This is a genomic window from Kribbella alba, assembly GCF_039529635.1.
In the GTDB taxonomy this organism is placed as follows: Bacteria; Actinomycetota; Actinomycetes; order Propionibacteriales; family Kribbellaceae; genus Kribbella; species Kribbella alba.
Map to the genome: position 1 here is coordinate 65,959 of NZ_BAAANE010000010.1, position 23,538 is coordinate 89,496.

A 23,538-nucleotide genomic window follows, 5' to 3' on the forward strand; every position below is an offset into this window, starting at 1 on the left:
GGCCGGCGGGTGCGGTCAGGCCAGCGCGGTGATGAGCGGGACCACGTCGGCGATGGATTCGACGATCCGGGTCGGGCGGTAGGGGAACCGCTCGACCTCGTGCTCGCCGGTCGAACCTGACAGCACGAGCACGCTGCGCAGTCCCGCTTCGAGGCCGCTGATGATGTCGGTGTCCATCCGGTCACCGATCATCACGCTCGTCTCGGAATGGGCCTCGAGCCGGTTCAGTGCGCTGCGCATCATCAATGGATTCGGCTTGCCCACGAAGTACGGCGCGACGCCTGTGGCCCGGGTGATCAGCGCAGCAACTGATCCGGTGGCCGGCAACGGGCCCTCGGCGGACGGCCCGGTCGGGTCCGGGTTGGTCGCGAGGAACCGGGCGCCGTCCGAGATCAGCCGGATCGCCCGGGTGATCGCCTCGAACGAGTATGTCCGCGTCTCCCCGAGCACGACGTAGTCCGGCGCGCGCTCGGTCAGGACGTACCCCACCTCGTGCAAGGCCGTGGTCAGGCCCGCCTCGCCGATCACGTACGCCGTACCGCCGGGTCGTTGGTCGTCCAGGAACTGCGCGGTGGCGAGCGCGGACGTCCAGATCTTGTCCTCTGGAACGTCGATGCCACCGGCAAGCAGTCGCGCCCGCAGATCGCGCGGCGTGAAGATCGAGTTGTTGGTCAGCACCAGGAATTTCTTCCCCGAGGCCTGCAGCGTGGTGATGAACTCGCTCGCGCCGGGAATCGCGCGCTCCTCGTGCACCAGCACGCCGTCCATGTCGGTCAGCCAGCTCTCCACCGGCTTGTACTCCGTCACGCGCACTCCCTCCGGCTCAACCAGTCGGTGCGTCAGGCAATCAGCAGCTCGCCACACGAGCCGGCCGTGGGTCTGCGCCAGCGCGTCCTCTGCCCGCCTCGTATCGTAGCGGCTCACCCTCCAGGCGAGCCGCCGTACAGCTCAGGTATCCAGAGCCGCCGGTCACACACAGTTCGGCCAGCGAGTCGTTCGACGTCAGAACAGGGTGTAGCCGCCGTCGATGACCACCACTGAACCGGTCATGAAGCTCGATGCGTCGGAGGCGAGGTAGACGACGGTGGGCGCGATCTCCTCGGGCAGGGCGTAGCGCTGCATCGGCGCATCGTCGATCCAGCGGGGCTTGAACTCCGGATCGTCGACCGGCGCCATCTCCGTCTTCACATAGCCCGGGGCTACTGCGTTGACCCGGATGCCGAGCGGGGCCCATTCGGCGGCCAGGGACTTCGTCAACTGGTGCACCGCGGCCTTCGACGCGTTGTAAGCCGGCTGCCACTGGGGACGGTTGACGATCTGCGCCGAGATGGATCCGATGTTGACGATGGTGCCCGCACCCTGCTGCGCGAAGTGCCGTCCGGCCACCTGGCTCATCAGCCACAGCCCGTGGACGTTCGTGTCGAAGACCTCTCGCCACTCGTCGGCAGGAATGTCCAGCGCCGGCCGGTGGATACAGATGCCGGCGTTGTTGACCAGGATGTCGAGCCTGCCGGTGGCCTCCAGGGCGGCAGCGACCGAGCGCTCCGCGGAGTCCTGATCGGCCACGTCGAGGCCGATGCCGACGACCGTGCGACCCGTTTCCTCGGCAAGTGCGGCAGCCGCCCCGGCCGAGGCCTTCTCGTCGCGGGCACCGATGACGACGTCAGCACCCGCCTCGGCCAGTCCCCTGGCGAAGGCGAGCCCGAGTCCGCGGTACCCGCCGGTGACGATGGCCGTCCGGCCGCTGAGGGAGAAGGAGTCAAGGACGCTCATCCGCGCGACACTACAACGATCGACTTCATGCTCGCCGGGTCGGCATCGCTGTTCAGTGCCGCCTCGCTGTCCTCGAGGTCGAACTCCGCGGTCACGAGGTCGTCGAGGTTCGTGGCCGGCTGCTGCGCCGCGGCAATCGCCTTGGGCCAGGTGTCGACGTACCGGAACACCCCGGTCAAGCTGATCTCCTTCATCATGATCCGCTGGACCGGAAGTGCCATCTCCTCGGCCCCGAGCCCGACCAGAACCGCCACGCCGCCGGGGGCCAGGGCATCGATTCCGGACAGCACCGCCGGAGTCGCGCCGGAACACTCGATGAAGGCGTCCGCGGCGAGCGCCGCGGCGTCGAAGTCCGCGTCGCGCGGGTCGAACGCGGCCGTGGCGCCGAATTCCAGGATCCTGTTGCGCCGGCTCTCGACGAGATCGGTCACGATGATCTCGGCGGCACCGAACGACCTGGCCGCCAACGAAGTGAGCGCGCCGATCGGCCCGGCGCCGGTGATGAAGACCTTCGACCCGAGCCCGACCCGGGCCTTCGTGCAGGCCCAGATCCCGACCGAGAACGGCTCCAGGAGAGCGGCCGCATGGTCGGACATCGCGTCCGGAACCAGATGGGCGAAGTCAGCCGGAGCCACGACGTAGTCGCAGAATGTCCCGTCGATCGGCGGTGTCGCGTAGAACTCCATCCGCTCGCAGAGGTTCTGCCGACCCGTCTTGCAGAACCGGCACCGCCGGCAGGGTCGCTGCGGCTCGACGGCCACCCGCTCCCCCACCCGGTCCTCGGGCACCCCGGCGCCGACATCCACGATGACCCCTGACACCTCGTGACCGAGAATCAACGGCTGCTCGACGATGTGGTGGCCGATCCTGCCTTCCTTGTAATAGTGCACGTCAGATCCGCAGACGCCGACGGAGCGCACCTGGATCAGCACCTCGCCCGGGCCGGGGCGCGGAACCGGACGCTCCTGCAGCTCGATCCGCTGCTTCTCGAGCAGCACACTCGCTCGCATCGTGGCTGGAACGGCGTTCATCAGCTCTGGCCTCCTAGGCGAATCGGCAAGCGGGCCGTCGGGGCCGGCAGTCGCGAGCACCCGGGACGCGCGACGCCCCACGTCGCCGGGCCGACGCCGACCTGAGGGCTGCATCGGGCAACTCGGCGATCATGCACACCGCGACGGCCTGATGAGTTGGAGCACCTGGTCCCAGCCGTATCCTGTGCAGCCCGTCAGCACATAAGCAAGGGCCTGCCCCCAGCCAGCACGGCCCGGCGTCTCGAAGGGCTAGAGGTTGCTGGCGTTCTGGGCGAGGGTGCGGAGGCTTTCGACGATCGTGTTGGGCTCGTCGGCGGCGTAGACGGCCGAGCCGGCTACGAAGACGTCGGCGCCTGCTTCGGCGCAGCGTTCGATGGTTTCGGCGGAGACTCCGCCGTCGATCTCGATCCAGACGTCCAGGCCGTGCTTGGCGACCAGTTCGCGGGTGCGGCGGATCTTGGGCAGGCAGACGTCGAGGAACTTCTGGCCGCCGAAGCCCGGCTCGACCGTCATGATCAGGATCATGTCGAGCTCGGCCAGGATGTCCTCATACGGCTCGATCGCGGTGGCAGGCTTCAGCGCCATCGCCGCCCGCGCACCCTTGGCGCGGATCTCGCGGGCGGTCCGGATCGGGGCTCGGCAGGCCTCGACGTGAAAGGTGACGCTACGCGCACCGGCCTCGACATACCCGGGGGCCCAGCGGTCCGGGTCCTCGATCATCAGGTGACAGTCGAGCGGCAACGCGGAGGCCTTCGCGAGCGACTCGACCACCGGCAGGCCGAGGGTGAGGTTCGGCACGAAGTGGTTGTCCATCACGTCGACGTGCAGCCAGTCGGCGTTCGAGACCGCGGCGGCCTCGTCAGCGAGGCGGGCGAAGTCGGCGGACAGGATGCTGGGTGCGATCTGGATTCCCATGGGATCGCGAGTCTACCGAGCCGGCCGCCGCACCGATTTGCCCCCTCAGGGGCGGTTTGCCACCGAGCGGTTCATCCCTGCCGTCCGCGACAGTCGCGCAGCCAGTCGACGACCTGGTCAACGGTCTCCACCGCGGCGACGCCGGACGGAAGGGCCGGACGCCTGATCACCACGACTGGGATCCCGAGCTCACGCGCCGCTTCCAGCTTGGCCGACGTCATCGACCCACCGCTGTCCTTGGTCACCAGTACGTCGATCTGGTGGTGCCGCAGCAGGTCCAGCTCAGCGTGCAGGTCGTACGGGCCTCGGTCGAGGATCAGCTCACACCACGAAGGAATCGGATTCGGTGGATCCACACATCGCGCGATCATCCACAGCCCGGCATCCGCGAACCTGCTCAGCCCTTGCCGCCCGATCGTGAGGAACGCCCTCGACCCAACCGCGGCCAATGCAAGTGCGGCCTCCTCCGCGGAGTCAACCCAAAGCCAGCGGTCGCCAACCTGCTCGCGCCAGCCAGCGCGTCGCAGTACGAGCAAGGGGACACCGGCCGCGCGCGCGGCCTCCGCCGCATGCGAAGTCATCGTCGAGGCGAACGGATGTGTCGCGTCGACCACGGCATTGACCTGATGCTCCGCGAGCCAGCCGACCAACCCGTCCACCCCGCCGAAGCCGCCGCTGCGTACCTCCCCTTCAGGCAGCCGCGCGTCAGCAGTCCGCCCGGCGAGCGAGGAGACCACCTCCACGCCCGGCTCCCCCGCAGACCACGCGGCCACCTGGCGCGCCTCCGCAGTACCGCCCAGCAGCAGAACCTTCACCGGCCCACCGTCCCCGAGGCGAGCGTGGTGCGGCTGGACGGAGCCGTCGACCTGGGATCAGCCAGTTGTGGGCACCTCGGACTACAACCCGGGACCACGGACAGGTCATTCCGTGTCCGCGGTCCCCGCTTCCTGGTCCAGGTCACCAGAGTTGGCCGGCTCAGACCCGGGTGCGCGTCGTCGAGTAGAGGTGCGAGTCCGGAAAGTTGTCGGCGGCAAGGACCTTGCCGACGATCACGACTGCGGTGCGCAGGATGCCGGCGTCGCGGACCTGCTCGCCGATGTCGGCCAAAGTGCCGCGGAGGATCACCTCGTCGTCGCGGGAGGCCTTGGCAACAACCGCGACCGGGCAATCGTCGCCGTAATTGGGAGTGAGCTCATCGACCAACCGTTCGATGTGCTGGACCGCGAGATGCAGGACGATCGTGCCGCGGCTCGCGCCGAGCGTCGCCAGGTCCTCCCCCGGCGGCATCGCGGTCGCCCGCGCCGCGATCCGGGTCAGGATCACCGTCTGCCCGACCTCGGGCACGGTCAACTCGCGCTTGAGCGAGGCCGCCGCCGCTGAGAACGCCGGTACTCCGGGCGTCACGTCGTAGGGGATGCCGAGAGCATCGAGCCGGCGCATCTGCTCGGCCATCGCACTGAACACCGCGGGATCGCCCGAGTGCAGCCGCGCGACATCCTGACCTGCCTCGAACGCGGCGATCAGCTCCGCAAGGATCTCGTCCAGATTCAGCTGGGCGGTGTCGATCTTGCGAGCACCCAGTGGACAGTGGTCGAGGAGTTCCACCGGCACCAGCGCCCCGGCGTACAGGCAGACGGGTGAAGTGGCGATCAGGTCGCGGCCGCGGACGGTGATCAGATCGGCCGCGCCCGGTCCCGCGCCGATGAAGTGGACGGTCACTTGGTCACGCTCCAGATCGTCACGGGCATCGCAGGACGCCAACCGGTCAGGCCGCCGACGGGCGACGCGCGCTGCACGGACAGGCGAACCAGGTCGCCGCCCAGTTCGGCGTACCACTTGGCGATCAGGGCTTCGGTCTCCAGCGTGACGCCGTTCACGACCAGTCGTCCGCCCGGCCTGAGCGCTGCCCAGCAGGTGTCGATCATGCCCGCGACCGTGGCTCCGCCGCCGACGAACACCGCGTCCGGTGCTTCCAGGTCGGCCAACGCCTGAGGCGCGCGACCGACGACAGTGCGGACGGAGACCCCGAGGTTGACGGCGTTGCGCTCGAGCCGCTTCGCCCGATCCGGATCCCGCTCGATCGCGACGGCCCGGCAGCTCGGGTGATGCCGCGACCATTCGATCGCGATACTCCCCGCGCCGCCGCCGACGTCCCACAGCAACTGCCCCGGCACCGGAGCCAGCCGAGACAACGTCACCGCCCTGACCTCGCGCTTGGTCAACTGACCGTCGCTCTCGTACGCCGAATCCGGCAGCCCCGGCGACGTCGGCAGCAAGGGCGCGGCCGGGTCGGCCTCGCAAAGGACACCGATCACGTTCAGCGCATCGACCTCGTGGTCCCACTGATCGGCGCGGGAGGTTCGCACCCGCTCGTTCGGCGACCCCAACTGCTCCAGCACGGTGAGCGCACTCGCGCCATAACCCCGCTGGGTCAGGGCTGCCGCGACCTCCGCCGGAGTATGAGCACCCCAACTCAGTACTACGAGGCGCCGGCCCGGCTGGATCTGCGGCTGCACGAGCTCGAGGGGACGCCCCACGAGGCTGATCACCTGGACCTGGTCCTGCGGCCAGCCGAGCCGCGCGCACGCCAGTGACACGCTCGACGGATGCGGAATCACCCGGACGGCACCGGCCCCGAGCAGTCTGGCCAAGGTGGTCCCGATCCCGTGGAAGGTGGGGTCGCCACTGGCCAGTACGCAGATCCGGCGATCCTGGTGGGTCGCAAGCAAACCCGGCAGAGACTCCGACAACGGGGACGACCAGGCGACTTGCTCGGCCCGGCCGTCGGGAACCAGCCCCAACTGCCGGGCGCTGCCCATCAACACTTCGGCGAACTCGATCGCCTCGCGCGCAACCGGCGAGAGCCCTGCCCACCCGTCGGCCCCGATCCCCACGACCATGAGCACTCCGGCGTCCGCCGACTCGCGGTCGCCAGGGTCGCCGATGCGATCTGTGCCGCTGAGGTGGCCGACGCCATTGGTGCTATCGGTGCCGTCGGTGCCGTCAGTGCCGTCAGTGCCGTCAGTGCCGCGAACTGCGCCGGTTGTCGGTTCAGGCATTGCCGAGCACCTTCGTCACGGTGATCTCGATGACCACGCGCTCCGGGTTCTCCCGGGGCTGCCGGTACCGCTTGGCATACCGGCGCACCGCGTCCGCCACCCGATCAGGGTCGTCGCTCACCACCGCGCGCCCCTCGAGCGTCGACCATCGCGGCCCCTCTGTCTGAGTCACGGCGACGGCCGCCCCGCCGACCCCCGCGTCACGGATCTGCCTGGCTTTGTGCGACCCGCCCGAGCAGATCACCCGCGCGATCCCGCTCTCGAAATCCAGCGTGACGCCGACCATCACCGCGTGCACCGTCCCGTCCTTGCGGACCGTGCTCAGCACACACAGCTGCCGCTCGGTCCAGAAGTCGACGAACTGCGCCGACCGCCCGCTGATTTCGGAATCCACCCGCCGATCGTAGACAGCCCCGCACTGACGGCTGCCGCTGGCCGGGGAACGGCGATAGGCCGGAAACTTTTGTCGCAGGCTTGAAATTAGTTTCCGTGGTGCACGACGCCGGCCCGCCCGGAGCAGTCCGGGCGGGCCGATGTGTGGTGCCGGACCCCTCAGCCGGCGCCACGTGCCGGGTCAGCCGATGTCTCGGCGGCGGAAGCTGGTGAAGCCGGCGGCCAGCAGGGCGGCTGCTATCGCGGTGAGGGCGATGACCGGGGTGGCGGAGAAGTCGCCACCGGGGAGCCGCGGGGTGTGGCCGTACGGCGAGAGATCCATCAAGCCCTGCGGCAGGTTGAAGATCGGGCCGAACTGACCGATCAGGAGGAACGCGCCGAACAAGGCCCAGGCGGCCGTGACCACCTTCGGAGCGGCGCCGAACAGGACCACCACGAGTGCTGTGACGAGCCAGACCGCAGGGAGCTGGACGGCGGCCGCGGCGAGCATGCGGGGCACCTGGCGGCCCATGTTGCCGAGCGAGGCGCCGCTCGAGATGCCCGAGCCGAGTCCACCGATCACGACGAGCAGGGCAGTGCCGAAGATCGCGATGATCACGTGGCTCGCCAGCCAGCGCGACCGGGTGACGCCGGTCGCCAGCAGCGGTTCGGCCCGCAGCGCAGTCTCCTCGGAACGCATCCGCAGGGCCGCCTGGATACCGAAGGCCGAGGCGAGCAGGCCGAGCATGCCCATCTCGGCGGAGAGGAACGCGTCGGTGATGCCCGTCACGCCGCCGAGCTTCTCCACCATCTCCTTCGCGCTGGCGCTGCTCACGAAACCGTCCACGTTGCTCGCGATGTTGCCCACGATGAAGCCGAGCAGCAGGAAAGCGACGGCCCAGCCGTACAGGGATCCCCGCTGCAACCGCCAGGCGAGTGCCAACGGGGAGCGCAGCGAAGGCGCCGCAGTGGCAGGGCCGGGGCGAGGCCGCACGAGGCCCGCGCCGACATCACGCCGCCGGACCAACGCGAACGCCGCGGCCACGAGAACACCCGTCAGAGCAAGGGGAAGCAGTACTACGAACCAGCGATCCCCGGCGTACGGGCGGATCTGTTGCGCCCAGCCGATCGGCGACAACCACGAGATCCAGCGCGGGCCATCCGCGGACGCGGAATCACCCAGCGCCCGTAGTACATAGCTGACGCCGAGCACCACAGCGGTCAGGCCGTTGGCCGTGCGGGCACCCTCGCTGAGCTGGGCGGTCAGCGCGCCGACGCCGGCGAAGGCAAGACCGGCGGCAGCCCAGGTGAGACCGAAGGCGAAAGAACCGGAGGCCGGCAAGCCCGTGCCGATCAAGCTCACGGCGGTCAGCAGACCCATCACGATGACTGTGCCGGTCGAGACGATCAGCGCGGCCGTGAGTGAGGCATAGCGGCCGAGCACGCCGGCGCTGAGCAACTCCAGCCGGCCGGACTCCTCCTCGGTCCGGGTGTGCCGTACTACGACCATCGCGGCGAGCAGGGCGACCAGCAACGCACCGAAGGAGGTCATCTTGAACAGGGACAGCGCACCGAGCGAGGTGGGGTCGAAAATGCGGCCGTAGAGGGACACGAGCGCGGGCGAGGAGTTCGTCGTGTTGGCCGCGTCCACCCGCGACTGCAAGTCGGGGTAGAGGTCGATCGATGCCTTGGCTGATCCCGCTGCCAGCGAGACGAACACCAGGATCCACACCGGGAGCAGGATCCGGTCGCGCCGCAGCGCGAGCCGCACCAGCGTCGGAGTACCGGCTAACTCCTTCATCGCACGGCCGCCGGTTCTGCCTGCGCGGGCGCGTCGTCCTCATAGTGCCGCAGGAACAACTCCTCCAGCGTCGGCGGCTGGGCGACGAGGCTCTTTATACCGCTGGCTGCCAACTGTTTCATCAGGCCGTCCAGCTGCGCGGTGTCCACCTCGCACCGCACTTTGTTGCCTTCGACATCGAGATTGTGTACGCCGGGCAGCTGGGCCAGGCCGTTCGGCGAGGCGGCCAGCTCGGCCTGGATCGACGTCCGGGTGAGGTGGCGCAGTTCGGCCAGCGTGCCGGATTCCACCACTTTGCCGCGGCGGATGATGCTGATCCGGTCGCAGAGAGCTTCCACCTCGGACAGGATGTGGCTCGACAGGAGCACGGTCCGGTCGCGGTGCCCCTCCTCCTCGATGCACTGCCGGAACACCTCTTCCATCAGCGGGTCGAGACCCGAGGTGGGCTCGTCCAGGATCAGCAGTTCCACGTCCGAGGCGAGCGCGGCGACCAGCGCGACCTTCTGCCGGTTGCCCTTGGAGTAGGTCCGGCCCTTCTTGGTCGGGTCGAGGTCGAACCGCCGCAGCAGGTCGTCCCGCTTCTTCGGGTCCAGGCCGCCGCGCAAACGCCCGAGCAGGTCGATCACCTCGCCGCCGGTCAGGTTCGGCCACAGGTTCACGTCACCAGGCACGTACGCGAGCCGCCGGTGCAACTTGGCCGCGTCGCGCCACGGGTCGCCGCCGAGCAACGACACCTCGCCCTCGTCGCCCTTCAGCAGGCCGAGGAGGACCCTGATGGTGGTGGACTTCCCCGAGCCGTTCGGACCGAGGAATCCGTGCACCTCACCGGTCGCGACCTCCAGGTCGAGACCATCGAGGGCGTGCGTGCTCCCGTACGACTTGTGCAGTCCGGAGACCACGATGGCTGGTGTCATGATTCATAACGTACACTTCATTCAGAAGTTTGTGAATCTTTCTAACGCGTCTCTCACAAGCCAGGGTTTTCGGTCACGAAGAGGAGATGATGGGGCGGTGAGTGCACCTAGGAAACGTGACGACGAGGCGGTTCAGCGGTATGCCGAGCAGTTCGGCAACGTCCTGGCCGACACGGGCTGGCCGCGGATGTCGGCCAGGGCCTTCGCCGCCATTCTCGCCAGCGAAGAAGGCCGCCTGACCGCCGCCGAACTGGCCGACCGACTGCAGGCGAGCCCGGCCGCCATCTCCGGCGCGGTCCGCTACCTGCTGCAGCTGCGGCTGGCCACCCGCGAGCGCGAGCCCGGCAGCCGGCGGGACGTCTACGTGGTCCAGGACGACTTCTGGTTCGAGAGCATGATGAAGCAGGATCAGGGCCTGGTGCGCTGGGAGGAGATCCTCCAACAGATGCTGAAGGCAACGGGCGCCGGCACCAAGTCCGACCGGCGGATCCGGGCCACGCTCGGCTTCATCGACTTCATCCGGGAAGAGGTCGAGGGCCTGAGCGAGCGCTGGGTGAAGCGCAAGGCCGAGATCGACGCGCAACTGGACGCGGAGTACGGCGAGTAGTTCAGAGCGGCGGGCAGGCGACCGCGCAGTACCGCAAGATGATTCAAAACCTGCGCCCGGTCGCCCGCGGCGTACAGCAAATACTCAGACCTGCGGGCGTGCGGAGCGGGGTACAGCAGATGGCGCGCAGACTTGCGGCCAGTCGGCCGCGGCGTACAGCAAAGATCAGACCTGCGGGCGGGCGGAGCGGCGTACAGCAGATGGCGCAGACCTACGGCCAGTCGGCCGCGGCGTACAGCTGGGGGCCCGGGTGGACCCCCAGCTGTCGAGCGTTACTACCGCAGTGAGCTGGCCGCGACCTCGTCCAGGGCCTGCTGGAGCATCGGGTTCACCTTGGTGCTACCTGCCTTGGACTTCGGCAGCTGCACGGCCTTGCCGTCCACCGGACCGAGGACCGGGTAGACCGACCCTTCCTCCGGCAGCGGGCTCGTGCCGCACACCTGGTCCTTCGCCGGCAGCTCGCCGGAGAAGACGAACCGGTCGCCGATCGCCTCGGCACACACCGACGCAGACCCGACGTACTGGCCGTGCTGGCCCTCGTCGTCGATCGCGACGAAGCGCGTGTACCACTTGGTGTCGTTGTGCGTCCGCAGCGATCCCTCGTACGCCGTGGCCGGGTCGAGCTCGCCCTGCACCATCAGGATGCGGGGCGATCCCGTCAGGTCCAGCGTCCGGTCCTGCGGCGCGTACTTCCAGAACGCGCAGAACGGGACCCCGTTCATGTAGCCGAAGAAGTCGTACTTCTTGGCCATCTTGTCGGCTTCCTTGAGGTAGAAGCTCGGGTCGGAGTTCCAGGCAGTGTCGTTGCAGCGGACCGTAGTGCCGATCGCGCCAAGGTTCACCGGCTGGTCTGCCGAGTCGGCCCGAGCCGCCTGGGTGCGAGCGTCGGCCAGCACATCCTTCAGCGAGTCCACCTCCGCCGCGGCGACGGTGGCGGGCGCGGCTGCCGCCGATACGCCGTACCGGGCGTGTAGCGCGGCCAGGGTGTCGTAGGCCTGCAGCGCGGGAGCGAGCCGGGCCCACGCGCGGTCGACGTGGGCCAGCTCGACCTGGCCCGAGGCCGACGGAGCCTTGGTGAACTCGTCGTGCACGAGGATGTCGAGGGTCGCCCGGATGAAGCGCGTGTTGCCGTAGATCGCGCTGTAGATCAGGCCGTCCAGGTTGTCGCCGCGGACCGAGCTCTCGCCGGACTTGACCAGAGTGGTCAGCGACGCGCGGATCCCGTTGTACTTCGCGGTCACCTGAGCCGGCGTCGAGCCGAGGCCGGTGATCTGGTCAGCGTGCCTGGCGATCCAGGGGAACAGCTGGGTGTCGCGGCGGCGCTGACCCGAGAACGGGTCGAAGTTCACGTTCAGCCACTGGGTGTGGGTCCAGTCCATGTTCGAGTCGAGCACGAACCGGCCGACCTTCGACGGGTAGGTGTCGGCATACCAGCCGCCTAGCCACGTGCCGTAGCTGTAGCCGATGAAGTTCAGCTGCCGGGCTTTGAACAAGGCCCGAAGAAAGTCCATGTCAAAGACCGTCTGCTGGCTGCTGACGAACTGGCCGAACTCGGTCGACGAACAAGCGTCGGCATAGAGCTTCGCCTCGGCGACCTCGACCTGATGGGTGAGCTTGGTCCGCTCCTTGTAGTCGGGTGTCACCGGCAGGGCGTTGAGTGCCTCCGCCGTGGTGATGCACTGCAGCGGGGTGCTCTGGCCGAACCCGCGCGGGTCGAAGCCCAGCAGGTCGAAGTCGCTGAACAGCTGCGTCTTCTCGGCAGCCAGCGCTGCCGACAGCGACAGCCCTGCGCCACCCGGACCGCCAGGATTGCTGGTCATCAGGCCGTGCGAGGTGCCGGTGGCGGTGCTGTAGGAGATGGCGACCTTGACGTCGGGGTGCGCGTCCGGGTGCGCCCAGTCCATCGGCACGCTGACCTTGGCGCAGTTGGTGGTCGGGGCCTGCGGGTAGAGGCGCTTCACCGCGGCGTCGAACGAGCAGACCGACCACTGGATCGGCTGGTCGAGGTACCGCTGCGGGATGGACGGAACGGGCGGATCCTTGGGCACTTCCTTGGCCGCGGCAGCGGTCGCGTCCTTGGCCGCGTCCTTGGCCGCGTCCTTGGGTACGGCAGCTGAGGCGGTGCTGAAAGCCAGCTGCGGAACTACCAGCGCGACAGCCAGGGCCACCGCGAGTTTGTGAGGTTTCATCACGTTGCGAACTCCTGTGTTTCCGGGCGGACAGGAGGCAGCAACCTATTTCGCCGACACCCTCCGGCAACAGGCGTGAGCACAACGTCAAGGGCAAACCCGCGGCAAGTGCCCAGACGCGGGGGACTAGAGCTCGTAAACGGTGAAGATCGTGCAGTAGACGGGCGGCGACTCGAGGCCGGGATAATAAAGGCGCCCGGCTTCGTCGGTGACCTTGAAATAAGCCGTGGAGGCCCCGACCTGCGATGGCGCCTGCAGCGTCATCCGCACGACCACAACCTCGCCCGGTACTGCGTCTGGAATGAGCGCACGGGCCGGAGATCTCAGCCAGCCGGGCGCTCCCGCGGCACCCTGGCGGGTCAACCAGCGGTCGCGCCAGGGACGTTCCCCGCTGTTTCGGATCTCCCAGGTCTTCTCGAACTCCTGGTCCCGGCAGACCTGGGTCCCGTCCGGCACGGTCTCCCCGACGAGCTCGGCGCGATCCTCCGGATGGTGGTCCGCCGGCACCGAACCACCCAGCAGTATGGGGTGGAGCGCCGATCCACGCCGGCGCATGTCCCGCATCGACATGTCCTTGCCGGCCCGCACTGCCTCGTCGAGTTCCATCACTTGGTTCACCAGCGATCGCCGCGCGCCGAAGGACTCGTCGTACCACTCGATCAGTTCGCGACTCGGTTTGGTGTGGCCGCGCTCGACCCGCGAGAGGTGGCCTTTGTCCCACCCGGAGAGGGCCGCGGCACGGGTGAGCGGCATCCCGGCGGCCTCTCGCAACTCCCGCATGCGGCAGCCGATCACGTAGCGAGCCTGCGCTGGCCTCACGATGCACTCCCCAGTGTCACTCGTTCACAGAGACTACCTGCTGACCGTTACTCGTTTTCGTTGCCTACTGCGACAACACGGTGACCCTCTGATTCTCTTCATCCAAGTACCAGATCGCCAGGACCCGCCCTCTTCGAGCCTGTAGCTGTGACTGAAGGGAACCAGACCATGCGGACCGCCCTCACCCGTACGATCGCCCGTATCACCACCGCCGCGCTGCTCGGTGGTGCCGCCGCCGTCGGCGCCGTCGCTCTCTCCGCGCACGCCGCCACCGGCACCGTCGTGACCGACAGCGGGGCCGGAGTCACCATCCGGTCCGGTAACGCGACCAGCTTCGGCGCGGTCGGCACCCAGCCGAACGGATCGGTCGAGATCGACTGCCAGGTCTACGGCGAGCCCGTGACCGGCAAGTTCGGCCGCAGCCTCGTCTGGGACCACGTCCCCGGCAAGGGCTTCATCTCCGACTCCTACGTGAACACCGGCAGCTCGGGCCTGGTCGCCCCGCTGTGCACGAGCAACCCCCGCGCGGACAAGGCGATCGCCTGGTACGCCGCCCGCAGCGGATCCACCGCCTACCAGGGCTACTGCGAGAAGGCCGCGGAGAACTCGTACGGCAAGGACCTCGTCTGGGCCTCGGCCAAGGCGGACTGGAACGACGCAGTCGCTCGCGGGGTCGCCCACCGAGGTGACCTGAACCCGCCCAAGGGCGCACTCGTCTTCTGGGATCTCGCAGCCCCCTACGGCCACGTCGGCGTCGCACGAGGTGACGGCTACTTCTGGGCCACCAGCGTCAACGCCAAGATCGGCCTGGCCAAACTCCCCTACTTCTCCTCCTACCTCGGATGGGCCTGGCCGAACTTCTGAGACCCCAGAGCCCCATCAGCCCCTAGGACACGGGGGCCTGATGGCCAGAGCACCCGGTCGCCTCCGCCCCTCAGCGACCGGGTGCTTCAGGCCTTGAGCACGAGGTTCCGCCCATACGGCGTGAAGCCCAGCTTGGTTGCTATCCGCAACGACGGCGCATTCGACTCCAACGCCCGATAGCGACAGATCCCGGCGTTCTCCACCGCGACCGCCGCCGCCCGTGCGGCGACCTTCGTCCCCAAGCCACGACCCGCGAAGGCCGGATCCACCAGTACGCCGACGTCGGTGGGCTCATTCCGCCAAGGCGTCAAGTTGCTTGCGGCCACGATGCGGCCGGCTTCCTCGACAACGAAACACCGCTCGGCGCGCTCGGCGAAACCTGACTCCACCCAGGCCGCCTCTCCGCAGGCGTTTCGCAACCCCGCTACCTGTTCGTACAGCGCTTCGCGGACCCCTTCGGTCGGGTGATGCGGCATCGCGTCGAGGTACGAGTGGATGCTGGGCCCCAGAACGCGCGTGAGTTCCGGAGCAGGGTCGGCCGGGGAAGAGACGATGACGGATCGCCCGAGCATCAGGATGTAGACGGCCGGGTAGTCCCCCAGACCGACGTGCTCGATCGCCTTTGTTCCCGGGCTGTGCAGTTCATCTACGGTCAAGCCGAACAAGGTCGCCCAGAACTCGTCCACCACCGCCCGAGTCTCAGCTCGCATCGGCCATCTCCTCCACGCGGGTCAGCCAGTCGGAGACGAGAGCTCGGTAGAGCGCGTGGTTCTGGACAGGCAGGTCGTGATCGGCCCGATCCAGTACTGCGTACGTGGCGCGCGGGTAGTCGCCGAGGAGCGACCAAGCATCGGCGTACCCGGTCATGGTGTCCTGGCGGCCCGTCACGATCAGCGTAGGCGCTTCAAGTCGCGCCGCCGGATCCATGGAGAGCGAGTAGGTGGAGACGTCGCGCTGGATCGCGCCGAGGAACTCGAGATCCGCCTGCTCCTCTGCCGGCAGGTAGAACCGTCGCTGCTTCTCGCGATGGGCTTCCAGGTACTCCGGAGTGTGCAAGAGCGGCCGTGGATCCTCGTCGCTGCTGAACCGTGGCTCCGCGATCAGAGGCCTGTACTCCGGCAAGGTCCGCTGCGTGCGATCCACCACGACGCCGGGCACCCGAAGCAGGAGTCCCAGGATCCGCGCGGGGTCTCGTCGAACGATGCCGCGCGCATGGAGCCCACCCGCCGAAGTACCGGCAATCGCAAACGATCCGGTCACACCTGATCCGGCAACCCCCGATCCGGCCACCGCCGACCCGGCCGCCGCCGACCCGGTCGCCGCCGATCCGGTGGCCCCCCATCCGGCCGCCCCTGATCCGGCCGCTGCCGATCCGGTGGCCCCCGATCCGCTGGAGCCCACCAGGTCGTCGATCACCCGGGCGATCACGTCCAGCATGCCGTCCTGATCCTTGATCCAGGGTCGCGACGGCGTGTTCCCCGTCCCCGGCGGATCGAGGTAGATCCGCCGCCAGTCGGGGTGCTGCTCGAACACGGGCTCGTGCACGTCCTGCGCCTCGCCGTTGGCATTTCCCCAGCCGGGAAGGAAGACGAGCGGTCTCCCCTCGCCATACGACTCGTAGTACACCGGCAGGTCGTCCACAACGCTGATCACCCGGCCGACGCTACCCACTCAACTACCGCAGCGGCTCGCATTTTCTCCCGAGCAGAATCGTGCCGGTGACTCCACAGCCAGAACCGGGACCGCGGTCACGAGGCCGGGACCTCGGACATCAAACAACCTGACCCCGGCCCCGAGAAGGTGTCCGAGCCCCCCACAACCGGCCTACCCGAACTCCCCCGCAGATCTGCCCACCTCGGCCACCGGCAACATCGGGCTTCGAGCGAGGTGCCGCCTACTCCCAGGGGTTCGCCCCTCACCTTGTGGGTTACCCCGCGAGAATTTGAGGGGGCAACCCACCAGCTCAGTGGACAACCCCTCCGGAGAACAGGGCGCGGAGGGACCAAGGAGGGCAGGGCGCGGACGGACCAAGGAGGGCAGGGCGCGGACGGACGAAGGAGGGCACGGGCGGACGGACCAAGGCGGGTAGGACGGCGGCGGACGTCGGGTCAGGTGGGTGGGCGTTCGCCGGAGCCGCGTTGGATCAGGGCGCACGGCAGGGTGATGCGCTGGGGGCCTCGGGTGTCGGTGCCGGCGGCTCGGTCCAGGAGGAGGCGCGCGGCGATTCGGCCTAGCTCGGCCGTGTCGGAGGCGACCACCGTCACCGGCGTGGGCAACATGTCGGCCATCCGGAAGTCGTCGAACCCCACCACCGCCGGCTGCTTGTTCACCTCGCGCAGTGCGCGAAGGACGCCCTCGGCAACGAAGTTGGTGGAGGCGAACAGCCCGGTAGGCGGATCGGGCCGGTGCATCAGTTCGCGGGTCGCCTTCTCGGCCGCCTCGGCCGTACCTTCCGGCAGCTGTACCACCAGGCTCTCGTCGACCTCGAGCCCCGCGCCACGATGGGCCCGGCGGTAACCGCGCAACCGCCGCCCGGTCGTGTAGTACGACGGCGCCAGCAGGATCGCGACCCGCTGATGCCCTTGCGCGAGCAGGTGTTCCGTCGCCAGCCGGCCGCCGCCTTCGTTGTCGACCATGACGATGTCCGCGTCGATCCCGTGCGCCGGCCGGTCCACGAACACCACCGGTATGCCGGCGCCGGCCAGGAACGAGTGGTCGCCCTGGTCCGGCACGATCATCAGGCCGGCGACCTGCCGCCCGATCAGCTCCTGGATCGCCCGGCGCTCTCCCTCGGGGTCTTCGTCCACACTGCCGAGCACGACCGCGAAGCCATCCTGCCCGGCAACCTCCAGCGCGGCCTTCGCGATCGTCGCGTAGAACGGGTTGGTCAGATCGCCGAGCACCAGCGCGAGGCTGGACGACTTCTTCCCGGGCCGGAGCGCGCGAGCGACCTCGTTGCGCTGGAAGCCCAGTTCGTTGATCGCGGCCCGGACCCGGCTCGCGGTCTCCTCCCGCACACCGGCGCCGCCGTTGACCACCCGGGACACCGTGCCGAGCCCGACCCCGGCCCGCTTCGCGACGTCGATCATCGTCGGGCGGCTGGACCCGGATTGCTTTGGAAACGTTTCGGACACAGGGTTGACTTCCCTCTCACGACACGGCATCGTCACCCAACAGTAAGCCGTTGGAAACGTTACCGTCCAGGAGGCAGGATGAATCGTTGCAAGCGTCCACCAGGGCAGGAGAGGCCGGAGCGGTGACGGTGAACGCGCCCTCCCAATCGGCCGGAGCAGGCGGTGCTGGTGACACCGCCGGAGCGGGCCGAGGGCGGGCAGGCAGGCGGCGGGCAGGCAGGCGGATCCGCGCACGAGGTCGAGGCAGCGGGGGCGCGGGATCGGGAGGCCGCCGCGCCAAGGTCCGTGGCGGGATGAGCAGGAACGCCGGCTCCGACGTCCGGGCGGCGTACATCTTCATCGCGCCCGCCATCGTCGGCTTCACCGTGTTCGTGGTCTATCCGCTGATCCGGTCGTTCTACCTGGCGTTGACCAAGTACAACGGGCTCACCGATCCGATCTTCGTCGGACTCGGCAACTTCCGTCGCCTGCTGACCGTGGATCCGGCGTTCTGGCCATCGCTGCGAGCCACCGGCTACCTCGTCGTCCTCTACGTGCCGCTCTCTTTGGCAATCGGACTCGCGCTGGCGATGTTCTGCAACCAGCGCTTCGCCGGGGTACGGATCGTGCGGACGCTCGCCTACCTGCCGGTGGTGCTGCCCGCGGTCGCGACCATCACGCTGTGGAAGTTCATCCTCAACCCGCAGGTCGGGTTGTTGAACACGATCCTGGACAAGGTGCACCTGCCGACGAGTTCCTGGCTCGCGAGTCCCACGATGTCGATGCCGTCGATCGTGATCGTGATGCTGTGGGGTGTTGGCGGCACCATGATCATCTTCCTCGCCGCGCTCCAGGCCGTGCCGACCGAGCTCTACGAAGCAGCGCGCGTCGACGGCGCGGGACCGTACGCGGTGTTCTTCCGGATCACCCTGCCGATGATCAGCCCGATCATGTTGCTGCAGGTGATCCTGCAGACGACGGCCGCGCTGCAGACCTTCAACCAGCCGAAGATCCTCACCGGCGGCGGCCCCGGCTTCAGCACGAACGTGTTGATGCTGTCGATCTACAACAACGGCTTCTCCAACCTGGGCAGGATTCCCCAGCTCGGTTACGCCTCCGCCCAGGTGTGGGTGCTGTTCATCATCATCATCGCCGTGATCGCCCTGACCGCGAAGTTCTCCTCGCTCTGGACCTACAGTGACAACACTCCCGACTGACCCCGCCACCGAAGCCCCCGTCGCGCTGGCGAAGGCCCTCGACCGGCCAGGCCGCCGAACGAAACGACGCCCGCTCGGTACTGCGTCGTGGTACGCGACCGCGCTCTTCATCTGCGCGGTGATGGTGGTCCCGCTGCTGTGGATGATCACCATCGGCCTGAAGAGCCGGAACGCGGTGTTCGAGGTGCCGCCGAGGTTGCTGCCACACGAGTTCAACTGGAGCAACTTCATCAACGGCCCGGAGGCGATCCACTTCCCGCGGCTGCTGCTCAACTCGACGATCATCACCTTGCTGAGCGTGCTCGGCGGCGTGATGACCGCGATGATGGCCGGCTACGCGTTGGCCCGGTTGCGGTTCCCCGGCCGGAAGGTGTGGTTCTACCTGTTCGTCGGCAGCATGTTGCTGCCCGGTGTGGTCGGGCTCATCCCGTTGTTCCAGATGTACAAGAGCATCGGCTGGTACGACACCTGGCTGCCGCTCATCGTGCCGGCCTTCTTCGGCGGCAACCCGCTGTTCATCTTCCTGGCCCGGCAGTACTTCCTGGCCATCCCCTACTCCATCGACGAAGCGGCCAAGATCGACGGCGCCGGGCACTTCCGGATCTTCACCCAGGTGATGCTGCCGTTGACCCGGCCGGCCTGGATCACGATGGCGATCCTGGCGTTCCAGGCATCCTGGAACGACTTCCTCAACCCACTGGTCTACCTGTACTCGGCCGACAAGTGGCCGTTGTCGGTCGGCATGGCCCAGTTCGTCTCGCCGTTCGCCGGGCAGACGCCGAACTGGAGCTACTACATGGCCACCAACCTGCTTTACATGCTGCCGCCGCTGATCATCTTCTTCGCCGCGCAGCGCTACTTCATCCAGGGCCTCGGCTCACTGGGCAGCACCACCCAGAAATGACTTTCAACCGCCTAAGGAGCACAGCAGTGAATAGGATCATCGGTACGACCCTCGCGTGCGCGGGGTTGCTGACGGCAACGGCTGCCTGCGGCGGATCTGACTCCGGCGGCAAGTCGGACGGACCGGTCACCGTGACCGTGATGACGTGGGAGTCACCCGAGACCAACGCCGCGATCAGCAAGGCATTGGCCGGGTTCAAGGACGACCAGGTCACGGTGAAGCTGGTCGACACGCCCAGCGGCGGGTACGGCGACAAGCTCGCCTCGCTGACCCAGGCGAAGAAGCTGCCGGACCTGTTCTGGTGCGGCAACGACACCGAGCAGCAGTACACCTCCCAGGGCCTGCTGGTCGACTGGTCCAAGCGGATCACCGACGGCGAGGGCGACTTCAAGGCGGACAAGTTCGTCGGGTCCGCGATGGAGAACTGGAAAACGGCCGACGGCCTGATGGGCGGTCTCCCGTCGCTGATGAACACCTACGGCGTCTGGTACAACGTCGACGCGTTCAAGGCTGCCGGTATCCCGGAGCCGAAGGCCGGCTGGACCTGGGACGACATGTACTCCGCCGCCGGCAAGCTCGCCAACAAGGGCGGCGCGAAGTACGGGCTGGTCGCGGACCAACTGACGTCGGCGGACGCACCGTTCACGATGAGCATGTACTCCGTGTCGGCGGGCGGCGCTCCCTTCACGGACAACGTGAACCACCCGACCAAGGCCGAGGCGGACGACAAGTACACCGAGGGCGTCACCAAGCTCGCGGCCGCGATCAAGTCCGGCGCGGTCGCCCCGCCCGGGTACGACGCGTCGAACGTGCCGGCGCTGTTCTCCGGCGGCAAGGTGCCGATGATGTTCGGCGGACAATGGCTGGCGGCCGGGTTCCAGACGGACAAGCCGAAGATCAAGTACGGGTTCGCCCCGTTCCCGCAGCTGAACACTCCGACGACTCTGTACGACTCGGTCGGCATCTGCACCCCGCAGTACACGGCCAACGAGGACGCGACGTACAAGGTGCTGCAGTACCTCAACACCAAGGTGTGGGACGCGGTGCTGCCGGCCTCGCCGGTCGCTCCCCCGGCGTACACGCCCGCGCAGGAGAGCTACTTCAGCGCGCTGACCAAGGCCGGTCAGACCACGGTCGTCGACACGGTGAAGGCTGACCTGTCTGCCGAGAAGACGGTCGGCGTCCGCTTCACCACCCAGTGGGCCTCACAGGTCGGCGACCTGACCACGGCGTACTACCAGCCGATCCTCAATGGCAAGAAGCCGGTCTCCGACCTGCAGACCTACGTCGGCAAGATCAACGACCTGATCAAATCGGCTGGCTGACAACCCCGCTGCGTCCGAAGAACCGTGGGGCAGGACCCGCGGTTCCTCGGACGCAAGCCGCTCGAACGTCGCCGCCACCACCCACCACACGCCACCCGCCGACGACCCGCTGCGTCCGAACAACCGCGGGGCACGACCCACCCCTCCTCGGACACAAGCGCCCAGACCTCGCCGCCACCACCCGCCACCCACCGACGACCCGCCGCGTCCGAACAACCGCGGGGCACGACCCACCCCTCCTCGGACACAAGCCGCTCACACGTCGCCACCACCACCCGCCGCGGGCCGCTGACCCGCTGCGTCCGAACAACCGCGGGGCACGACCCACCCCTCCTCGGACGCAAGCGCTCAGACCTCGCCGCCACCACCCGCCACCCGCCGGCGACCCGCTGCGTCCGAACAACCGCGGGGCACGACCCACCCCTCCTCGGACGCAAGCGCTCAGAGACCTCGCCGCCACCACCCGCCACCCACCGGCGACCCGCTGCGTCCGAACAACCGCGGGGCACGACCCACCCCTCCTCGGACACAAGCCGCGCACACGTCGCCACCACCACCCGCCACCCGCCGCAGGTCGCCGATCCGTTGCGTCCGAAAAACCGCGGGGCAGGACCCGCGGTTCTTCGGACGCAAGGGCTCGGGCGGTAGGCGGCGGCGTGTCGCTTAGACGGCCTGCCAGAGGGAGAGGGCGAAGCGGGCTGCTGAGTCGGTCCACCAGGCGCCGGGCGTGAAGCCGGCCTTGTCGAGCTCGGCCTCGACGCCGTAGCGGTGGAACTTGGCCGAGATCTCGGTGCTCAGCTCCTCCCCCTCGGCGAACTCCACCTCGAGGCCGATCTCCGGGATCAGCACCCGCATCGCGCGGTCGGCCCGCAGGTGCATCTCGATCCACTCGTTGTCCGGATCCCACAGCGCGACATGGCTGAACGCGTCGACGTCGAAGTCCGCGCCGAGCTGCCGGTTCAGCACCCGCAGCACGTTCTTGTTGAACTCGGCCGTCACCCCCGCGCTGTCGTCGTACGCCGCGACGAGCGTCGCCGGGTCCTTCACCAGATCGGTGCCGAGCAGCAACCATTCGCCCGGCTCGAGCACCTCGCGCACGGAGGCGTAGAACTCCTCGCGCTCGTCCGGCAGCAGGTTTCCGATGGTTCCACCGAGGAACGCGACCACCCGTGGAGCCTCACCCGGCAGCTTGTCGAGGTGCTCGGTGAAGTCGCCGACGACTCCGTGGACTACCAGGCCCGGGTAGTCGGTGGTGATCGCGGCGGCCGCCTCGCGCAGCGCTGATTCGGATACGTCGAGCGGCACGAACGTCGTCAGCGTGCCGTGGTCACGCAGGCCGTTCAGGATCAGCCGGGTCTTCTCCGAAGAGCCGGAGCCGAGCTCCACCAGGGTCCGCGCCCCGGTCAGCTCGGCGATCTCGCCGGACCGGGCGGCGAGGATCTCCCGCTCCGCCCGGGTCGGGTAGTACTCCGGCAGCCGGGTGATCTCCTCGAACAGCTCGCTGCCACGCGCATCGTAGAACCACTTCGGCGCAAGCCACTTCCGCTCCGCCGTCAGTCCGTCCCGGGCGTCCTCCCGCAGTGCGCGGGCGGCATAGTCCGGAGTCAGGTGAACGTCGATCTCGGGGTCGATCAGCGTCGGCTGAGCGGGGCGGTGGGGTGGGGTCAGAGATGGCACCTGACCGGGGCGGTGGGGTGGGGTCAGAGATGGCACTGTCGTCCTTCCATCGGGAGCTCCTCCGATCGAGAAGCCAAGGGCGTTCCAGGGATCGGGGCGGTGCCCGGCGTCGCGGGACTGGTGGGTGTCAAAGGGCTGATGGCGAGAGCATTCTTCGTGGCCAGCACCAACGATCGGTCGGGGACTTCTTCCCAGCCGTCTGCTGTCCACGGCTCCGAGCTGACGGCGACTGACTCCGCGGTCCGGCGGACCCAGAGCGAATGCGTCCACGTGGTCGCCACGATCTGCTCGCCGTCGGTCAGCAGCACATTCAGCCGGGACTCGGGCGCGGCCGCAGCCACCTCACGCACCACCGCCGCCACCGCCTCAGCCGCTGACACTGACGCTGACGCTGACGCTGACGCTGACGAACCAGCGTCCGCCGACGACCCGGAGTACAGGCGGTCCTGGATGAGTGCCCAGAGCAGCGCCGAGTCCATCGGGGCGTCGAGGGTCAGCAGTTCGGACACCGGCAGTGTTTCGGCGAGCTTGGAGACAGATCCGGGCCAGCCGCTGATCAGCCCGTTGTGGCTGAACAACCACTGGTCCCGCACGAAGGGAGCGACAGCCGACTCGTTCAGCGGCGACCCGACTGTTCCATTCCGTACTGCGGCCAGCACCGCGCCGGACTGCACAACTCGAGCCAGCCCTGGCAGGGATTCGTCCGCCCAGATCGGCACGCTCCGCCTGTACCGGACCGGTCGACGGTCGTCGGTTGGCGCGTCGGGATTGCCGGCCGCTTCGACCTCGTCCACATACCAGCCGATCCCGAAACCGTCGGCGTTGACGGAACCGCCGCCGCGCATGTCCGAAGGCGCCCAGCTCTGCTGGTAGAGCGAGTGCTCCGGCTCCAGCACCAGCGAGGCCAGCGATACCGGCGGCCCGAGGTAGGCCAGGTGTCGGCACATCAGCGTTCTCC

Annotated in this window: 22 protein-coding genes; 5 read left to right on the forward strand and 17 right to left on the reverse strand. The window is 68.3% G+C overall.

Annotated elements, in window-relative coordinates:
• Positions 1-15 precede the first annotated feature (15 nt).
• The 10 genes from ABD210_RS27475 to ABD210_RS27520 form a co-directional block, all read right to left on the reverse strand.
• Positions 16-768: an HAD-IIA family hydrolase gene (locus tag ABD210_RS27475; protein WP_344115603.1), complete on the reverse strand. Its 753-nt coding sequence runs from the start codon at positions 766-768 to the stop codon at positions 16-18.
• A 234-nt stretch (positions 769-1,002) separates the two neighbouring features.
• Complete coding sequence (locus ABD210_RS27480) at positions 1,003-1,773, reverse strand: glucose 1-dehydrogenase (RefSeq protein WP_344115219.1); 771 nt, start codon at positions 1,771-1,773, stop codon at positions 1,003-1,005.
• Positions 1,770-2,804: an NAD(P)-dependent alcohol dehydrogenase gene (locus ABD210_RS27485; RefSeq protein ID WP_344115221.1), complete on the reverse strand. Its 1,035-nt coding sequence runs from the start codon at positions 2,802-2,804 to the stop codon at positions 1,770-1,772. Before ABD210_RS27485 ends, ABD210_RS27480 begins: the two co-directional genes overlap by 4 nt.
• 249 nt (positions 2,805-3,053) lie before the next feature.
• A complete protein-coding gene (rpe, locus tag ABD210_RS27490) occupies positions 3,054-3,719 on the reverse strand; it encodes a ribulose-phosphate 3-epimerase (RefSeq protein ID WP_344115223.1) in 666 nt (221 codons plus the stop codon).
• Between the two features lie 71 nt (positions 3,720-3,790).
• Positions 3,791-4,534: a cobalt-precorrin-6A reductase gene (locus ABD210_RS27495; RefSeq protein WP_344115225.1), complete on the reverse strand. Its 744-nt coding sequence runs from the start codon at positions 4,532-4,534 to the stop codon at positions 3,791-3,793.
• Positions 4,535-4,694: 160 nt separating this feature from the next.
• A complete protein-coding gene (gene cobM / locus ABD210_RS27500) occupies positions 4,695-5,438 on the reverse strand; it encodes a precorrin-4 C(11)-methyltransferase (protein WP_344115227.1) in 744 nt (247 codons plus the stop codon).
• Complete coding sequence (gene cbiE, locus ABD210_RS27505; protein ID WP_344115229.1) at positions 5,435-6,778, reverse strand: precorrin-6y C5,15-methyltransferase (decarboxylating) subunit CbiE; 1,344 nt, start codon at positions 6,776-6,778, stop codon at positions 5,435-5,437. The genes cobM and cbiE overlap by 4 nt, the downstream gene beginning before the upstream one ends.
• Positions 6,771-7,172, reverse strand: coding sequence for a TIGR03618 family F420-dependent PPOX class oxidoreductase (locus ABD210_RS27510; RefSeq protein ID WP_344115231.1), 402 nt, complete (start codon positions 7,170-7,172; stop codon positions 6,771-6,773). Before ABD210_RS27510 ends, cbiE begins: the two co-directional genes overlap by 8 nt.
• Before the next feature lie 180 nt (positions 7,173-7,352).
• Positions 7,353-8,951 carry an ABC transporter permease gene (locus tag ABD210_RS27515; RefSeq protein WP_344115232.1) on the reverse strand — a complete coding sequence of 533 codons (1,599 nt, stop codon included), beginning with the start codon at positions 8,949-8,951 and terminating at the stop codon, positions 7,353-7,355.
• Positions 8,948-9,865, reverse strand: coding sequence for an ABC transporter ATP-binding protein (locus ABD210_RS27520; RefSeq protein ID WP_344115234.1), 918 nt, complete (start codon positions 9,863-9,865; stop codon positions 8,948-8,950). Before ABD210_RS27520 ends, ABD210_RS27515 begins: the two co-directional genes overlap by 4 nt.
• 97 nt (positions 9,866-9,962) lie before the next feature.
• Here ABD210_RS27520 and ABD210_RS27525 point away from each other — a divergent pair, with 97 nt between their 5' ends.
• On the forward strand, positions 9,963-10,472 hold the full coding sequence (locus ABD210_RS27525) for a GbsR/MarR family transcriptional regulator (protein WP_344115236.1): 510 nt from the start codon (positions 9,963-9,965) through the stop codon (positions 10,470-10,472).
• 275 nt (positions 10,473-10,747) lie between these two features.
• Here the strand turns inward: ABD210_RS27525 and ABD210_RS27530 are convergent, their stop codons facing one another.
• Together ABD210_RS27530 and ABD210_RS27535 are read right to left on the reverse strand one after the other, a co-directional pair.
• Positions 10,748-12,661, reverse strand: a complete 1,914-nt coding sequence (locus ABD210_RS27530; protein WP_344115238.1) for an alpha/beta fold hydrolase — start codon at positions 12,659-12,661, stop codon at positions 10,748-10,750.
• Positions 12,662-12,787: 126 nt separating this feature from the next.
• Entirely contained in the window at positions 12,788-13,480 is a 693-nt protein-coding gene (locus tag ABD210_RS27535; protein WP_344115240.1) for an NBR1-Ig-like domain-containing protein, read from the reverse strand.
• Positions 13,481-13,627: 147 nt separating this feature from the next.
• Between ABD210_RS27535 and ABD210_RS27540 the strand changes: the two genes are divergently transcribed.
• On the forward strand, positions 13,628-14,344 hold the full coding sequence (locus ABD210_RS27540; RefSeq protein ID WP_344115242.1) for an SH3 domain-containing protein: 717 nt from the start codon (positions 13,628-13,630) through the stop codon (positions 14,342-14,344).
• An 86-nt stretch (positions 14,345-14,430) separates the two neighbouring features.
• On the opposite strand, the gene ABD210_RS27545 is transcribed toward ABD210_RS27540, so the two are convergent.
• The 3 genes from ABD210_RS27545 to ABD210_RS27555 form a co-directional block, all read right to left on the reverse strand.
• On the reverse strand, positions 14,431-15,054 hold the full coding sequence (locus ABD210_RS27545) for a GNAT family N-acetyltransferase (protein ID WP_344115244.1): 624 nt from the start codon (positions 15,052-15,054) through the stop codon (positions 14,431-14,433).
• Positions 15,044-15,997, reverse strand: a complete 954-nt coding sequence (locus tag ABD210_RS27550) for an alpha/beta fold hydrolase (protein ID WP_344115245.1) — start codon at positions 15,995-15,997, stop codon at positions 15,044-15,046. The genes ABD210_RS27545 and ABD210_RS27550 overlap by 11 nt, the downstream gene beginning before the upstream one ends.
• Before the next feature lie 455 nt (positions 15,998-16,452).
• Positions 16,453-17,433 (reverse strand): LacI family DNA-binding transcriptional regulator, encoded by a 981-nt coding sequence (locus ABD210_RS27555; protein ID WP_344115247.1) that lies wholly within the window; start codon positions 17,431-17,433, stop codon positions 16,453-16,455.
• 338 nt (positions 17,434-17,771) lie between these two features.
• Between ABD210_RS27555 and ABD210_RS27560 the strand changes: the two genes are divergently transcribed.
• Genes ABD210_RS27560 through ABD210_RS27570 form a run of 3 tightly spaced genes read left to right on the forward strand, consistent with a single transcriptional unit; the run spans position 17,772 to position 20,903 of the window.
• Complete coding sequence (locus ABD210_RS27560) at positions 17,772-18,674, forward strand: carbohydrate ABC transporter permease (RefSeq protein ID WP_344115249.1); 903 nt, start codon at positions 17,772-17,774, stop codon at positions 18,672-18,674.
• Positions 18,655-19,578 (forward strand): carbohydrate ABC transporter permease, encoded by a 924-nt coding sequence (locus ABD210_RS27565; protein WP_344115251.1) that lies wholly within the window; start codon positions 18,655-18,657, stop codon positions 19,576-19,578. The genes ABD210_RS27560 and ABD210_RS27565 overlap by 20 nt, the downstream gene beginning before the upstream one ends.
• Before the next feature lie 26 nt (positions 19,579-19,604).
• On the forward strand, positions 19,605-20,903 hold the full coding sequence (locus tag ABD210_RS27570; RefSeq protein ID WP_344115253.1) for an ABC transporter substrate-binding protein: 1,299 nt from the start codon (positions 19,605-19,607) through the stop codon (positions 20,901-20,903).
• Between the two features lie 663 nt (positions 20,904-21,566).
• Here ABD210_RS27570 and egtD read toward each other — a convergent pair.
• Positions 21,567-22,580, reverse strand: coding sequence for an L-histidine N(alpha)-methyltransferase (egtD, locus tag ABD210_RS27575; protein ID WP_344115255.1), 1,014 nt, complete (start codon positions 22,578-22,580; stop codon positions 21,567-21,569).
• Between the two features lie 23 nt (positions 22,581-22,603).
• On the reverse strand, positions 22,604-23,527 hold the full coding sequence (gene egtC, locus ABD210_RS27580; RefSeq protein ID WP_344115257.1) for an ergothioneine biosynthesis protein EgtC: 924 nt from the start codon (positions 23,525-23,527) through the stop codon (positions 22,604-22,606).
• Positions 23,528-23,538: the final 11 nt, after the last annotated feature.

Excerpts from the sequence above, each read along its gene's own strand:
- ABD210_RS27475 (WP_344115603.1), bottom strand. The coding sequence starts at position 768 with ATGGACGGCGTGCTGGTGCACGAGGAGCGCGCGATTCCCGGCGCGAGC.
- ABD210_RS27480 (WP_344115219.1), bottom strand. The coding sequence starts at position 1,773 with ATGAGCGTCCTTGACTCCTTCTCCCTCAGCGGCCGGACGGCCATCGTC.
- ABD210_RS27485 (WP_344115221.1), bottom strand. The coding sequence starts at position 2,804 with ATGAACGCCGTTCCAGCCACGATGCGAGCGAGTGTGCTGCTCGAGAAG.
- rpe (WP_344115223.1), bottom strand. The coding sequence starts at position 3,719 with ATGGGAATCCAGATCGCACCCAGCATCCTGTCCGCCGACTTCGCCCGC.
- cbiE (WP_344115229.1), bottom strand. The coding sequence starts at position 6,778 with ATGCCTGAACCGACAACCGGCGCAGTTCGCGGCACTGACGGCACTGAC.
- ABD210_RS27515 (WP_344115232.1), bottom strand. The coding sequence starts at position 8,951 with ATGAAGGAGTTAGCCGGTACTCCGACGCTGGTGCGGCTCGCGCTGCGG.
- ABD210_RS27520 (WP_344115234.1), bottom strand. The coding sequence starts at position 9,865 with ATGACACCAGCCATCGTGGTCTCCGGACTGCACAAGTCGTACGGGAGC.
- ABD210_RS27530 (WP_344115238.1), bottom strand. The coding sequence starts at position 12,661 with ATGAAACCTCACAAACTCGCGGTGGCCCTGGCTGTCGCGCTGGTAGTT.
- ABD210_RS27545 (WP_344115244.1), bottom strand. The coding sequence starts at position 15,054 with ATGCGAGCTGAGACTCGGGCGGTGGTGGACGAGTTCTGGGCGACCTTG.
- ABD210_RS27555 (WP_344115247.1), bottom strand. The coding sequence starts at position 17,433 with ATGATCGACGTCGCGAAGCGGGCCGGGGTCGGGCTCGGCACGGTGTCC.
- ABD210_RS27560 (WP_344115249.1), top strand. The coding sequence starts at position 17,772 with ATGAGCAGGAACGCCGGCTCCGACGTCCGGGCGGCGTACATCTTCATC.
- egtC (WP_344115257.1), bottom strand. The coding sequence starts at position 23,527 with ATGTGCCGACACCTGGCCTACCTCGGGCCGCCGGTATCGCTGGCCTCG.